The following is a 13,608-nucleotide window of genomic DNA, read 5'->3' as shown; positions in this document are numbered from 1 at the left end:
CTCTTCCATAAGCTCTTTAGTCTTTTCTATTCATTTTCTAATAAAGGAAAGGAAATGGGTAAATACTAGCGAATTCCTTCCATGGATTTACATAAAACAATGGGGGGATAAGAATGAAAAAGGCTTGGAAGGTGTTAAGCTCTACTGCTTTAGCTGCCTCTTTATTTGCAGTGCCAACAATGGGTTTCGCAGACCCAGGGCCCAGTCCGCAACAAGGAGAAAATCTATCCATTGAAGGTTTCGTTAATTATGAAGAACTCGGCAAAAAGCTAGAGCAGATTCAAAAGTCCAGTCAAGGGAAAGTAAAGGTTGAAACTGCAGGATACACAAATCAAGGCCGCGGAATTTATAAGGTGTCGGTAGGTCACGGCAAAAAAGTCGTCTTGATCCAAAGTGAAATTCACGGAAATGAGAAGACAGGGACAGTCGCCCTCCTAAACATTTTACAAAATATTGGGTCAAGTAATTCTCCAGAAACAAAGAAAATTTTAGATGAACTGACGCTCGTTGTCATTCCTATGATGAATGTGGATGGTTCGGAGTTGAGCCGCCGTGCGAATGATATGAATTGGTCGGAGGTTGTGGCTGAATTTCCACAGCTGGCAACGGCCAAGCCGGCATGGAACTATTACTCCTACCCCGGGAGCTGGAATTATGATAAAAAACCTGGTTTTGACGTAAACCGTGATTTCCATCCAGACTTAAATTATGTTCCGAAAGCAGAAGACTTCCCAGGAGCATCTAATAAATACGGTTGGTATATTACACCTGAAGCACAGACGCTAAGAGATGTATACAAGGATTTAAAAGCACAGTTTGGAAATGTCGATGTTTTCATTGATCTTCATCACCAAGGCTTCCCTTATGTAGAGGGAACAGATGACAGAGCGACAATGTCGATATCGGGCAAGTTTGTTGCAAATCCAAACGGTCCTGGCGGTGAAAAATATGCAGCCTATGCGGATCAATATAAGTATGATTTCTCCCGTCAGCTAAATGTAGCCTTGTACAATGCTCTACAAGCAAAAGGAGAGTCAGTTTTCACCAACATTTCATTGTATGATCAAAATATTGATTTACCTGGCACTGCTTTAGGGTCATTTGCGCTAAATGGAAGTGGAACGGTTCTGTTTGAAGTGAGCGGCCAAACACAAACCTTCGGACAAAAGCAGAAAGGACAGCTTGTCAAAACAGTGGAAACCGGTTTGATGGGAATCATCAATGGTGTGGCCGATGGATCTGTCCAAAAATTAAATCCTGAAGACTATGAAAAAATCCCATTAAGTGCAAGGACTCCGGGAGGATTATAAAACGTATTTACTTATTGGCCGCGAACTGAGGTGTCATCAGTTCGCGGCTTTCTCTATGTTTGAAGAAAAATTAAGTGAACCACACGACTATCGTATGCAAAAATTATTTATAGAAGGAATAGAGATCTAATTAGTTATTTCTTAATTAAGCTAGTTAACTCGCTCATCGTGACGCCGTTGGAAACCGCTTTTAAGAAACCGACGTTTTGGGCAAAATAGGTCGTATAGCCATCACTTGATTTAATCGTCACGACATTTTTAAACGTTCCGGCTGGAGTTTTTAAAGTTCCATTGATAGCGATTATTTTATTTTTTACTTCCCAGTCTGTCCATTCCGTTCCGACTTTTAAAGGATAGACAAGATCAGTGAAAAAGGCAGCGTTAGGCCAGTCGGTATACAGGCCTTTATTGTCTTCCTTTGTAATGTAAAAGCCCTCGTTATCAACCCATTTATCCCAGTCGCGATACTTCCCGGCATATTGGGTTTTATAATAGCTGCCTTCTGTTTTATAAGTGTATATTTTTGTTTTATCCATTAGAAAGCTGTACATTCTAACGTATTGTGAAGAAACATAGGCTTTTTTGTTGTTATAATTAATTTGGGACCAGCCATTTTTCAGTTGAGAATATACGGTTACGGCGGCGTTATTCATTAATGAACCGACCTTCTGATAATTTGTCCCCGGCCCGCTTCTAACGGTTAAAGCTCCGCTATCAATACTTACCCAGCCAGCTTTAGCAGTGCCCGCTGCTTGAGAAGTGGTTACAGAAAAAGGCAGTGCTATCGCTAAGACTAATATAAATGCTAGTAAGCTTTTGAACCCACTGATTTTACTCAACTTATAACCTCCTAAAATATAATAGGTAAATTATATCAACTTTATGGTGATTGTAAACGGAATATTGCGACTTTAGAAGGGAGAATGTGGAATGCCTGTTATTGTGCATCGCCAATTTATTAAAGCACCTATTGCATTGTGTTTTGATCTTGCGAGGAACGTAGAGATTCATACAAAAACGACAGAAAAAACAAAAGAAAGAGCCATTGGCGGCGTTACAAAAGGGCTGTTGGAAGAAGGGGATACCGTTACTTGGGAAGCCGTTCACTTTGGGATTAAACAAAGGCTGACTGCTAAAGTAGCCTGTATGGAAAAACCTCATCAGTTTGTGGATGTTATGGTGAAAGGAGCCTTTCACTCTTTTGTACATACTCACCAATTTACAGAAGAAGAGGCGGGAACCATCATGGTAGATAAGTTTGACTATAAGTCTCCATTCGGCCTGTTAGGTTCTCTAGCGGATAAGCTATTTTTGGAAAAGTATATGAGAAGGTTTATTATTTCTCGTGCAAGGGAATTAAAGAAAATTGCAGAATCATTAGCAGCCAATAACATGAAATAATCATACTGCCTGCTTTAATGTATGATTTTGCGTAGAAGTAAAGTGATCTATCTAATTAACAAGGAAAAAGCGTATTTTTCATTCGGATTATCGTGTAATGGAAAGAAGGGATAAAGTTTGACAGAAGAAAATAGCGAACTGAAAAATAGCATTCAACGATTTTATGACTTATTGAAAAAATATCCAGACAGCCCCGATGCAGCGTATGATTTCGTCGTTTATTTACGGTCATTCTTAAAAATACAATCTAAAAAACCTTTACCGACAATCGAAATTATGACGTTGCTTAAAAAGTATAAGCCTAACGTATTTTATGCGTTACGGAAAATGGCTGAAAAAAACATCATGCTCAATATTTTGACGGAACTTCCTATGGAAAGTGAAGCAGCTGAGAAAAAATTAAAAAGGTTATTAAATAGCTAATCCATTTTTTACTTTTCCGAGAAAGCAGTGGATTAAATCGCTTGTTTGGTGGGTAAATTAGTGATACAGAAATAGACGGAGCTATTTGTGGAAATGAATGAGCGCTCGATTTTATTGCTCAGAAAAACGAAAGAACCTGGGAAAATAGGAGGGGTGTCAATGGATAAAAAAGCGCTGCTGGAGATGTTGCAGCATGAAAAAGATTTGTATGAGAATAAACAAATCGAAAATGCACTGAAAAAAGACAACGAGAAAAAAGAATCTTATCTGAGGGGCGTTGTTGAAGGGCTATCAATCGCGATTGCTATGGTAAAACAACAGTCATAATGAGTGGATGACGTTAAAAATATGACCAGAATGAAATAAAGTCAACAGGAATGTTGGCTTTTTTGCATGATCCAGACAGAAAATAAGAAATTCTCTTCTTGCTGTACGGGAGAGAAGTGGATTTTTTACATAGAGAAAATTCGGTTGTCCAAGTGTGCTTTCTAATGGCTAAGGATCATGATGTCCTTCTATAATGCGTAGATCCTTCTTTTTTATACTGGAAAATGAAGTAATAAATGCGCCATATAAAGACTTAAAAAGTTATTATTAACATTTATAAGAGCTGGCTATCCAGTCCATAATATCAATGTGTCACGGAATGCAGTACACAGTCGCCAGTTCTGGAGGTAGTAAATTTGATTATTGGGTTATTAGTACTGGGCTTGGTTATTGTGGCTGTTATTTATTTTGCTTCCGCAGGCAAGAAAGGGCAAACGGATAACAGTGCAGCTGACTTGGCGATAGAAGATGTGCCAAATCTAACAAGGGGGGACTTTATAATGGCTAAAAAAACAACAGAGGAAGTAACTGAGCAAGTAGTAGAGCGAGTAGCTGGAAGAAAGTTCGAAGAAGAGATCGGAGAAGAGTTAGCTCCTTTAAGACAGCAGTTAGATTCCATGTCATCTGCGTTGAATCAGCTTCAGAGCTCTCAACAGCAATTAGGTTCTGTTGGCCAATCATCTACGATGCAGAACGAGCAAGCGTCTCAATTGCTTCAGCAAATGCAGCAATTTAGAAGACAAGCTCAAAGTCAACAACAAGAATCTTTCCAACAACTTCAACAAACCGTTCAACAAGCAGCACAAATGTTAGGAAGTGTAGGGCAAACTCTTCAATCGTTTAGCATTCTTAACCAAATGACTCAACAGATTGATCAGTCTCAACAGCAGTTGAAACAACTAAGTTCCCAACAATACCTGCAAAACCAGCAAAACCAACGGCAGCAGGCCCAACAAGAAAATTCCTCTATCCGGCATTAATTTTAAAGCTGGGAAAAGCGATTTAAACGATAAGTAATAAAATACCCTCTGTCTTTTTGACAGGGGGTATTACTGTCGCTCGATATATGACCGCTGACCATGATGTTTCTAACTATTCGGGTTGATCTTATCAGCCAGCTATCACCTCTCGCAAGCCCAGCCATCTTTATCGCGGTCATGCTTTGAATCATAAGCGGGATGTCCTTTGGCAACACCTTTTGGATATTTCTTTCGAAGCTCTGTGCAGTTTTTAAAGGACTCTTTTTTAGGTGCCGGCTTGGGTGTTGGAGCTGGTTTTGGCTTCACAGGAGCCGTTGTTTTCGGCGCACAACCTCCATTTATAGCGTTCGCGTTAGACCAGATGCCAAGCTTTTTTTGCTTCGCCGTTGCTTCAGCAGCTTGTAATTCCTCTAAATATTGTGTGTTTGGAGGATAGATCGCAATACGGGCCAATCCTTTTTCCAACAACGTTTTATTGAACATTTTGTCGCCAAGGTAAATGTAGGCAAGAATGCGTCCATACTTATCGCGGCTTTGGATGCCAATCTCCACTTTCACATCTTTTCCAAGAAGGCTTTTCTTCGTAAAATCAGAAGCTTCTGGGCCATATAGTTGAACACATCGATTCGGATCTTTTGTCTCGGGAGTATCAACTAGGATCAGTCTCACTGTTTCCTTTCTTCCCTTATAAGTGATTTTAATCGTATCACCGTCCACTACTTCGTTCACTTTAGAAGTAATCGCTGTTTGTGGTACAGCTGCCTCCGCATGGTTTTTTTCTTGTATAGGATCTCTTGCAAAAGGTGTAAATGAACTGCCAAGCAGCGATAAAGATAGAACGGCTGCCGCAAGAGGCTTCAACAATGTTAATTTCTTTCTGGACATAAGGTGCTATTCTCCTTTTGGTTAGTATACTGTAAAACCTTTACTTAGTAAGAAAATAGTACCACCATTATAGGGAGATAGAAAGAGTTTTTTTAAAAGGTTTTAATCTCATGACATATCAATGAAGTAGAATGATAGATCTGATTAAATTGGTATATGAAAAAAACATGGATGTTATGTTAAATGAATGGTTTTTGTTTTAACTATAAGGATTTGTTAGTAAATTGGTGCCGCTTTAAAATTAGGCTCTGTTAAAGGTAAATAATATTTTTAATGGTTGATTAGAGCGGAAAGTGTCCGCTTGAAGGGAAATCAACAACCAAATTAAAAACAAAAATAGGGCGGTTATAGCATCCAGAGGATGATCAGTATGTTTTTATAACTGAAAGGAGCGGTTAATGAAAAGGAGTGAAAATAAAGAGGCTCCGGAAGCTAGAAGCCGGAGCCTTGTGAATATTAAGGACGAACATTTGTCACCGTTCGGTCTGGATTAAGCGTGAAAGCTCGTGTAAAGCTTTTATTTACAGAAGAATTAATAGAGCCATCATCCATAGGAATGGTGACCTGAATACGATAATTGCCTGGAGGCAGAGTAGAGAGAGTTATATCGGATATGCTATCAAATTCATATAAATCAAACAGTGGATTCGTGCGCTCTACCCATGTGCTAAGAGAACCTTCTTTAGCTAAAATGCCAGAACTATTTTTGATGGAAAAAACAGGGATGTGCTTTGTTTTAACATCTGTCATATTAGATGAGTTGCCACTTATAAAAAGAGTGGTTCGGAAAACATTATCCGCTGGAGAAGAATAAGCAGCTGTTACACCCACGTTTTCCCTAACTTCTGCTTTAGCAGTCGAGGTGTTTGTAACATCGGCAATACTAATTCCACCAAGCATCATTGTAGAAGCTAACAAAATTTTTCTTATCTTGTTCATAATTCCCCTCCTTATAAATAGGATCATCCTATCAGATTCACTATAGCCTTTTAACATACGGGTTAAAAGAAAACGGAGAAAATGTAATGTTTTTTAATAAACGCAACCAAATAGAAATAAACCTTCCTTATTGTTAAAGAAGGTTTCAGATGGTTGACAAACACTCGTTTTCTTCATTTACTCTTTCTGATTAAAAGAGGGGGAGTTAGGTTTTTCAATAGTAGGAGGCTCGGGTATAATGAGTGGTTTATCTTTTTGGGGGCGGTCTTTTTTAGCGGCCGCCTCGTCATTATTAGATGTAGAGTCTTTCTTAGTTGATGGTTTGAACCACTCGGCAACCGTTCCTTCCTGATGATCGTTTGCTTTAGGTTTTTCTTTCGCTTCCTCTTTAGTTGGAGCGGCCTGCTTTTTATCTGCTTTCATGTTCAAAGGATCGGGTTTCACAGCGGTTGTCTGTTTTACTTCATCGGAAGCAGACTGGTTTGTTAACAATTGATTAAGAGCAAGCAGTGAGAAAGAGAGAGTGAAAAGAAGCAGCGTTACCAAGTAAACCATCATTGATTTTTGCTGTTTCATCGTTATACCTCCCAAGTCAGAGCGAATCGTACAATAGAAGTCTTCCTCTGCACTAGTTTAAAGCTTCTGATAAGTTGATTCAACTTTCCTGTTGCAGGCGGTTGGGGGGGAGGATAAGAATGAAATGTCAGCAAAGCAAAAACAAAGAAAAAGAGAAAAGTGAGAACGCTTATGAAAAGAAAAAAGTAGAACTGGAAAAAGAGGTTGTACTCGGTCTCTGGGTACAGGTGATTGGTCAAATCATTGAAATTAGAGGTTTATCCGGGTTATTGTATATCGAGGAGGACGAGGGTTCAATTGGTGAACAGCAAATTTTAACAGGTGTTTGGATTAAGACGATTGGTCAACTTTTAGAGGCTGTTTCCGTTATAAGTCAGATCGGTGAAACAAATGCAATAAGACTCCTGCAAGAGCAAAAAGTAGCTATTGAAGGAGATGCGCTTGCGTCACTCGGTTCAGCTTATGAAGTAATAGGAGGGCTTCGAGTGATAAAGGAAGAAAGAGCGGCTGTTACACCTCCCCGTATAATTCCGTAAAGAGACAACCTGATACTTTAAACATTGGTTACTATTCAATAATCAGCTAATGATGCATAGAAGAGGTTCATTCGATGCGAGGATCAGATTGTTAACAGCCTAATGGTATATAAAGTAGACTTTGTCGACAATCTAAAACCCCGCTTTTTGAGCAGGGTTTTACTATTATAAAGTATCTTAATAATGGGTATGATGGTTATGCATATTTAAATCTTCTAAAGCTTGGCGCTCATGTTCTTCTCTGAACATTTGCTGCTGATACTCCATCGTTTGTTTTAAAATATCGAAATTATCATGGTCCTCACTACTATAATCGCTGTAGGAGGAACTAGTTGAAAAAGAAAGGCTCGGAACATAATGAGGGTTTATTTTCTTTATACTTTCCTCCATTTCTTGAAGCATTTTTCTTCTCTTCTCCTCATCTCGTTCATCTACACGAGCATCGTGGAGGAAAAGTATCATTATGATCCCTATTACCAATCCAAAAACAGCGGACATCACTTGAATCGTATCGGAGCTTCCAAAGGAAGAAAGAGAAGAGGTAAATAAAAGAGCAAAAAAATGAATGACCGCACATGATAATGCAGCAATGATCCCATTAGAATATCGCTTTCTTAAAATATCCCCTGCACCTATACAAATAACATCTAAAAGAGTACTGAAGAGAAGAGGATAAAACTTCTTCGGAAGTATAGACAAGATAAGAGCAAGAATAAGAAAAGGCCATCCAGCTGAAAGTTCAAATAACATAAGCATCTACAACACTCCTTCTTTAAACAACTATTAACCTACAAATAAAAGTAAAGTAATTATAATTTGGAATTATTTCAATATCAATACAGATTAGATGTTTTTTGTAATTTTGTAGAGGAAAAAAAGAGGGGCTCAACTGAACTTTTTATTGATTTAATTTCCATTCCTTCCATGTTATATGTTGTATACTTAGTTGTATGTTCACTATTATAAATAAGCTCGGAGGCTGGAAGTGTGAGAAGAAAGAATACGGTAAAGGCTTTTATTTCGCCGCTAACGACTGATAAATATTCGGGGAAAGATGTCATAGTGGGGGTAGGAATTACAACGTTCGCAATGTTTGGAATATTTATAGTGAGTTTGCTGTTAGGTTTAGTGGAAGTGACAGGTATAGGGGTTAATCTAAAAAGTTTAATGTATTACACTGGCCTCGTTTTGGTTGCTGCTGGCTGGGAAGAGCTGGTGTTTAGGTGCTTCTTACTAACCCTTCTCATAAAATGGTTTAAAAACCCATGGATCGCCATTCTCATTACCTCTATTTATTTTGGATATGTACACTTAGATAATGATCATGCTACTTTATTATCTGCTTTTAGTAATGGTCTTGGGGGTGTTATGTTCGGAATCGCTTTCGTGAAAACGCGGAAAATTTGGTTTCCGTGGGCCCTGCATTTTGCCTGGAATTACGTTCAGGCACCGATCTTAGGTTTTCCGGTGAGCGGATTCAAGGTAGAAGGGATAGTAAAACTGAATTTGTTAGATCAAACATGGTTTTCAGGAGGGGCATACGGACCTGAGGGAGGGATAGTTGGCATCTCATTTCGTTTCATCGTCATTTTATTCATCGCATTATGGATAAAAAAATCACGAGGCACACTAAAAGAAAATGTATTGCCGTCTAACGATATTCCAGCATGAGTTCGATTAGAATAGATAGAGGAGATACATATAATTAAAAATGATATCGGCAGTCACTATTTAAAATTAAAAACGGACTGTACAAGTAACTGGAGGAACCTTGATGATTAAAAAACGATCTGACTTTAATAGTGAAGATGATTATATTAAATATACGCGAAGTTCTGAATTTTTATCGGCCTACGAGCTGAATGGGAAGGAAGCGGAAGAGATCCATTATGATATGCGCTTTCCGGAAAGCTGGCTTCCATATGTGAAAAAAGCTCTTCCGACTTTAATTAAACAAGGACAGTTTAAAGGGATAGATCTTTATTTCTTAGTGGATGATTTACTCATGCAAGAAGAAGATTATACGGTTACGGAAACTAAAATGTAGGAAGCGGAAGAAAGAGTTAAGAGAAGAAAAACAGTCGCAACGTTAAATGATAGTAGAAAGTTTTTTACAGGATGATCTTTTTATGAGACGCAAAGTAATTAATAAATCTGAAGTTGATTTTTAAATAAAGTAGTGTAAGGGAATTTTTTAGCTCTCTCAGTACTCTGTCTTTTTCAGCCGTCAAAAGACTGATGTGTTCCGTGTCTCGATTAAAGTAACAATAATTTTTCCGATTTGTTTACCTAGAGTCATGCCTTCAGTGATATCTGCTTTGAAATGTACGCCGGCATAGAGACGCGATAGGGCCATGTCATCCATTAATCGTTTGACAGTAGAGAATTCTAGAGGGAAGAAGTGATTTAATAAAGTTTCTGTACAACCTGCTAGAGCGGCATGAGCAGAGGGATAAGATGGAGAATGAGGAGTTACTAATAATGTAGGTAGGTTCGGATTATATTGAATGGGGCGGGCTGCATCCCAAAAATATTTAAAAAAGCTGGACATAACAAATACATCGTTTACAGCTGCCTGAAAAAAGTTTAATAACCTGGAGAGAGTCATTGAACTTAGTTGATATTTTTTAGCTAAATGAAAAATCAACATCTTTATTTTAGAAACTAATTCCCCTGTGCCCCAATATTGTACGATCCACATTTGCTGAGGAGTGAGAGAGCGTAAAGTTTGTTCTACAATAAGTAATTCCGTTTCCCAGTCAATCATGTTAGGGTGTTGAATGTTCCAATGGATCTGTTGGTGGAAGGGGTCGAAAAATTGCTGGTGTTGTTCTTTAGTAATAAAGAACATTGGCCACTCCCCTGTTTGAGGTAACCCCTTAGGAAGGCTTTGCTCACCAGGATAAGGGTATTCCGACCATCTTCTATAATTTGTTTTCATAAAGTTTAGCCTCCTATAAAATTCTTTTCTTTTTTTTATGAATAACAATAAGGAGATATAACAGGTTTTCTTACTATTGAAAAAAGCTATGAGAGAAATATAGTTTTAAACCACTCACTTCTTTAAAGGAGAGATATAGCCAGTTCTTGATTTTGTTTCTTAAATTTAAAGATGCTTCTATTGCTACTCTAAGTAAATAAAAATATTAAATTATATGATTGACTTTATCTATTGCCGCATGATATATTGATTATCCGCTGTTGAAAACAGTGGTTCTAGTAGTTTAGAAAAAGTTTTTAAAAATTAGTTGACTTTAATTTTGATAAGTGTTATTATGATATAGCTGTCGCTGATAACGACAACGAATTGATCTTTGAAAACTGAACAAAATACATGCCAGTAAGTTAATTCTTATTTTTAATTATGAGCTATGCAAACAATCTTTTTGGAGAGTTTGATCCTGGCTCAGGACGAACGCTGGCGGCGTGCCTAATACATGCAAGTCGAGCGGACAGATGGGAGCTTGCTCCCTGAAGTCAGCGGCGGACGGGTGAGTAACACGTGGGTAACCTGCCTGTAAGACTGGGATAACTCCGGGAAACCGGGGCTAATACCGGATATTCTTTCTTCTCCGCATGGAGAAGGATGGAAAGGCGGCTTCGGCTGTCACTTACAGATGGACCCGCGGCGCATTAGCTAGTTGGTGGGGTAATGGCCCACCAAGGCGACGATGCGTAGCCGACCTGAGAGGGTGATCGGCCACACTGGGACTGAGACACGGCCCAGACTCCTACGGGAGGCAGCAGTAGGGAATCTTCCGCAATGGACGAAAGTCTGACGGAGCAACGCCGCGTGAGTGAAGAAGGTTTTCGGATCGTAAAGCTCTGTTGTTAGGGAAGAACAAGTACGGGAGTAACTGTCCGTACCTTGACGGTACCTAACCAGAAAGCCACGGCTAACTACGTGCCAGCAGCCGCGGTAATACGTAGGTGGCAAGCGTTGTCCGGAATTATTGGGCGTAAAGCGCGCGCAGGCGGCTTCTTAAGTCTGATGTGAAAGCCCACGGCTCAACCGTGGAGGGTCATTGGAAACTGGGAGGCTTGAGTGCAGAAGAGGAGAGCGGAATTCCACGTGTAGCGGTGAAATGCGTAGAGATGTGGAGGAACACCAGTGGCGAAGGCGGCTCTCTGGTCTGTAACTGACGCTGAGGCGCGAAAGCGTGGGGAGCGAACAGGATTAGATACCCTGGTAGTCCACGCCGTAAACGATGAGTGCTAAGTGTTGGAGGGTTTCCGCCCTTCAGTGCTGCAGCTAACGCATTAAGCACTCCGCCTGGGGAGTACGGTCGCAAGACTGAAACTCAAAGGAATTGACGGGGGCCCGCACAAGCGGTGGAGCATGTGGTTTAATTCGAAGCAACGCGAAGAACCTTACCAGGTCTTGACATCCCGCTGACCGGTCTGGAGACAGATCTTTCCCTTCGGGGACAGCGGTGACAGGTGGTGCATGGTTGTCGTCAGCTCGTGTCGTGAGATGTTGGGTTAAGTCCCGCAACGAGCGCAACCCTTGATCTTAGTTGCCAGCATTTAGTTGGGCACTCTAAGGTGACTGCCGGTGACAAACCGGAGGAAGGTGGGGATGACGTCAAATCATCATGCCCCTTATGACCTGGGCTACACACGTGCTACAATGGATGGTACAAAGGGCTGCAAGACCGCAAGGTTTAGCCAATCCCATAAAACCATTCTCAGTTCGGATTGCAGGCTGCAACTCGCCTGCATGAAGCCGGAATCGCTAGTAATCGCGGATCAGCATGCCGCGGTGAATACGTTCCCGGGCCTTGTACACACCGCCCGTCACACCACGAGAGTTTGCAACACCCGAAGTCGGTGGGGTAACCCTTACGGGAGCCAGCCGCCTAAGGTGGGGCAGATGATTGGGGTGAAGTCGTAACAAGGTAGCCGTATCGGAAGGTGCGGCTGGATCACCTCCTTTCTAAGGAACTTGTGAAATGTGACAGGCTCGTCCCCACAGAGTAGCAACAGAGAACATCGTTCTCATAAACGAATTAACGGCACTGTTTTTTGTTCAGTTTTGAAGGATGAATTCCTTCTATATAGGTAAGCAAACTTGTTCTTTGAAAACTGGATAATATCGTATAAAAGTAACCAAGCAATAACCGAGTAATCGCCATTTTAGGTATTTTTCAAAGAAAGAAGAGAAGCAAGCAGTTCTAGGAAGCAACTGAGTGACTGACCGAGCGTATTTGCATACGTGAGGGAAGGAATGAAGCTGACGACGAAATGCGCCGATTATATTTTTTCTTAGGTTAAGTTAGAAAGGGCGCACGGTGGATGCCTTGGCACTAGGAGCCGAAGAAGGACGGGACTAACTCCGATATGCTCCGGGGAGCTGTAAGTAAGCATGGATCCGGAGATTTCCGAATGGGGAAACCCACTGTTCGTAATGGAACAGTATCCCTGCCTGAATACATAGGGCAGGAGAAGGCATACCCGGGGAACTGAAACATCTAAGTACCTGGAGGAAGAGAAAGCAAACGCGATTCCCTGAGTAGCGGCGAGCGAAACGGGAACAGCCCAAACCAGAAGGCTTGCCTTCTGGGGTTGTAGGACACTCTATACGGAGTTACAAAAGAACGGTGTAGGCGAAGAGGTCTGGAAAGGCCCATCAGAGAAGGTAACAATCCTGTAGCCGAAACATCGTTCTCTCCAGAGTGGATCCTGAGTACGGCGGAACACGTGAAATTCCGTCGGAATCCGGGAGGACCATCTCCCAAGGCTAAATACTCCCTAGTGACCGATAGTGAACCAGTACCGTGAGGGAAAGGTGAAAAGCACCCCGGAAGGGGAGTGAAAGAGAACCTGAAACCGTGTGCCTACAAGTAGTCAGAGCCCGTTAATGGGTGATGGCGTGCCTTTTGTAGAATGAACCGGCGAGTTGCGATTTCATGCGAGGTTAAGCCGTAAAGGCGGAGCCGCAGCGAAAGCGAGTCTGAATAGGGCGTATGAGTATGAGGTCGCAGACCCGAAACCAGGTGATCTACCCATGTCCAGGGTGAAGGTAAGGTAACACTTACTGGAGGCCCGAACCCACGCACGTTGAAAAGTGCGGGGATGAGGTGTGGGTAGCGGTGAAATTCCAATCGAACCTGGAGATAGCTGGTTCTCTCCGAAATAGCTTTAGGGCTAGCCTCAAGGGAAGAGTCTTGGAGGTAGAGCACTGTTTGGACTAGGGGCCCCCCTCGGGTTACCGAATTCAGACAAACTCCG

The 13,608-nt window shown here is 41.1% G+C and carries 14 protein-coding genes and 2 rRNA genes (1 of these 16 cut by a window edge); 10 read left to right on the top strand and 6 right to left on the bottom strand.

Annotated elements, in window-relative coordinates:
* Positions 1-113 precede the first annotated feature (113 nt).
* Positions 114-1,310, top strand: coding sequence for a M14 family zinc carboxypeptidase (locus AC623_RS11395; RefSeq protein ID WP_197090964.1), 1,197 nt, complete (start codon positions 114-116; stop codon positions 1,308-1,310).
* 134 nt (positions 1,311-1,444) lie between these two features.
* On the opposite strand, the gene AC623_RS11390 is transcribed toward AC623_RS11395, so the two are convergent.
* Positions 1,445-2,149 (bottom strand): SH3 domain-containing protein, encoded by a 705-nt coding sequence (locus tag AC623_RS11390; RefSeq protein ID WP_049662550.1) that lies wholly within the window; start codon positions 2,147-2,149, stop codon positions 1,445-1,447.
* A 91-nt stretch (positions 2,150-2,240) separates the two neighbouring features.
* Between AC623_RS11390 and AC623_RS11385 the strand changes: the two genes are divergently transcribed.
* The 4 genes from AC623_RS11385 to AC623_RS11375 all read left to right on the top strand — a co-directional run bounded on the left by AC623_RS11385 (position 2,241) and on the right by AC623_RS11375 (position 4,441).
* A complete protein-coding gene (locus AC623_RS11385; RefSeq protein ID WP_049662549.1) occupies positions 2,241-2,711 on the top strand; it encodes an SRPBCC family protein in 471 nt (156 codons plus the stop codon).
* A 117-nt stretch (positions 2,712-2,828) separates the two neighbouring features.
* A complete protein-coding gene (locus AC623_RS11380) occupies positions 2,829-3,134 on the top strand; it encodes a hypothetical protein (RefSeq protein ID WP_049662547.1) in 306 nt (101 codons plus the stop codon).
* A 159-nt stretch (positions 3,135-3,293) separates the two neighbouring features.
* On the top strand, positions 3,294-3,461 hold the full coding sequence (locus AC623_RS21495; RefSeq protein WP_156187032.1) for a hypothetical protein: 168 nt from the start codon (positions 3,294-3,296) through the stop codon (positions 3,459-3,461).
* A 356-nt stretch (positions 3,462-3,817) separates the two neighbouring features.
* On the top strand, positions 3,818-4,441 hold the full coding sequence (locus AC623_RS11375) for a hypothetical protein (protein ID WP_049662545.1): 624 nt from the start codon (positions 3,818-3,820) through the stop codon (positions 4,439-4,441).
* A 141-nt stretch (positions 4,442-4,582) separates the two neighbouring features.
* Here AC623_RS11375 and AC623_RS11370 read toward each other — a convergent pair whose 3' ends face one another.
* The 3 genes from AC623_RS11370 to AC623_RS11360 form a co-directional block, all read right to left on the bottom strand.
* Positions 4,583-5,326 (bottom strand): thermonuclease family protein, encoded by a 744-nt coding sequence (locus tag AC623_RS11370; protein ID WP_049662543.1) that lies wholly within the window; start codon positions 5,324-5,326, stop codon positions 4,583-4,585.
* Positions 5,327-5,782: 456 nt separating this feature from the next.
* Complete coding sequence (locus AC623_RS11365) at positions 5,783-6,265, bottom strand: hypothetical protein (RefSeq protein WP_049662540.1); 483 nt, start codon at positions 6,263-6,265, stop codon at positions 5,783-5,785.
* Positions 6,266-6,442: 177 nt separating this feature from the next.
* Positions 6,443-6,841: a hypothetical protein gene (locus AC623_RS11360; RefSeq protein ID WP_049662537.1), complete on the bottom strand. Its 399-nt coding sequence runs from the start codon at positions 6,839-6,841 to the stop codon at positions 6,443-6,445.
* A 119-nt stretch (positions 6,842-6,960) separates the two neighbouring features.
* Here AC623_RS11360 and AC623_RS11355 point away from each other — a divergent pair, with 119 nt between their 5' ends.
* Positions 6,961-7,377 (top strand): hypothetical protein, encoded by a 417-nt coding sequence (locus AC623_RS11355; RefSeq protein ID WP_049662536.1) that lies wholly within the window; start codon positions 6,961-6,963, stop codon positions 7,375-7,377.
* Positions 7,378-7,554: 177 nt separating this feature from the next.
* Here the strand turns inward: AC623_RS11355 and AC623_RS11350 are convergent, their stop codons facing one another.
* Positions 7,555-8,133 (bottom strand): hypothetical protein, encoded by a 579-nt coding sequence (locus AC623_RS11350; protein ID WP_049662534.1) that lies wholly within the window; start codon positions 8,131-8,133, stop codon positions 7,555-7,557.
* A 231-nt stretch (positions 8,134-8,364) separates the two neighbouring features.
* On the opposite strand from AC623_RS11350, the gene AC623_RS11345 reads away from it, so the two are divergent.
* Both AC623_RS11345 and AC623_RS11340 read left to right on the top strand, forming a co-directional pair.
* Positions 8,365-9,048, top strand: coding sequence for a CPBP family intramembrane glutamic endopeptidase (locus AC623_RS11345; RefSeq protein WP_049662532.1), 684 nt, complete (start codon positions 8,365-8,367; stop codon positions 9,046-9,048).
* A 103-nt stretch (positions 9,049-9,151) separates the two neighbouring features.
* On the top strand, positions 9,152-9,424 hold the full coding sequence (locus tag AC623_RS11340; protein ID WP_049662529.1) for a hypothetical protein: 273 nt from the start codon (positions 9,152-9,154) through the stop codon (positions 9,422-9,424).
* A gap of 180 nt (positions 9,425-9,604) precedes the next feature.
* On the opposite strand, the gene AC623_RS11335 is transcribed toward AC623_RS11340, so the two are convergent.
* Entirely contained in the window at positions 9,605-10,318 is a 714-nt protein-coding gene (locus AC623_RS11335) for a phosphatase PAP2 family protein (protein WP_049662526.1), read from the bottom strand.
* Between the two features lie 442 nt (positions 10,319-10,760).
* Between AC623_RS11335 and AC623_RS11330 the strand changes: the two genes are divergently transcribed.
* Positions 10,761-12,313, top strand: a 16S ribosomal RNA gene (locus tag AC623_RS11330).
* A 332-nt stretch (positions 12,314-12,645) separates the two neighbouring features.
* Positions 12,646-13,608: ribosomal RNA gene (locus AC623_RS11325) — 23S ribosomal RNA — on the top strand; it runs 1,969 nt beyond the window's last position.
* Together the 16S and 23S rRNA genes form the textbook arrangement of a ribosomal RNA operon.

Source organism: Bacillus sp. FJAT-27231, assembly GCF_001183975.1.
In the GTDB taxonomy this organism is placed as follows: Bacteria; Bacillota; Bacilli; order Bacillales; family Domibacillaceae; genus Pseudobacillus; species Pseudobacillus wudalianchiensis.
This window is presented reverse-complemented; position numbering and strand designations above follow the sequence as displayed.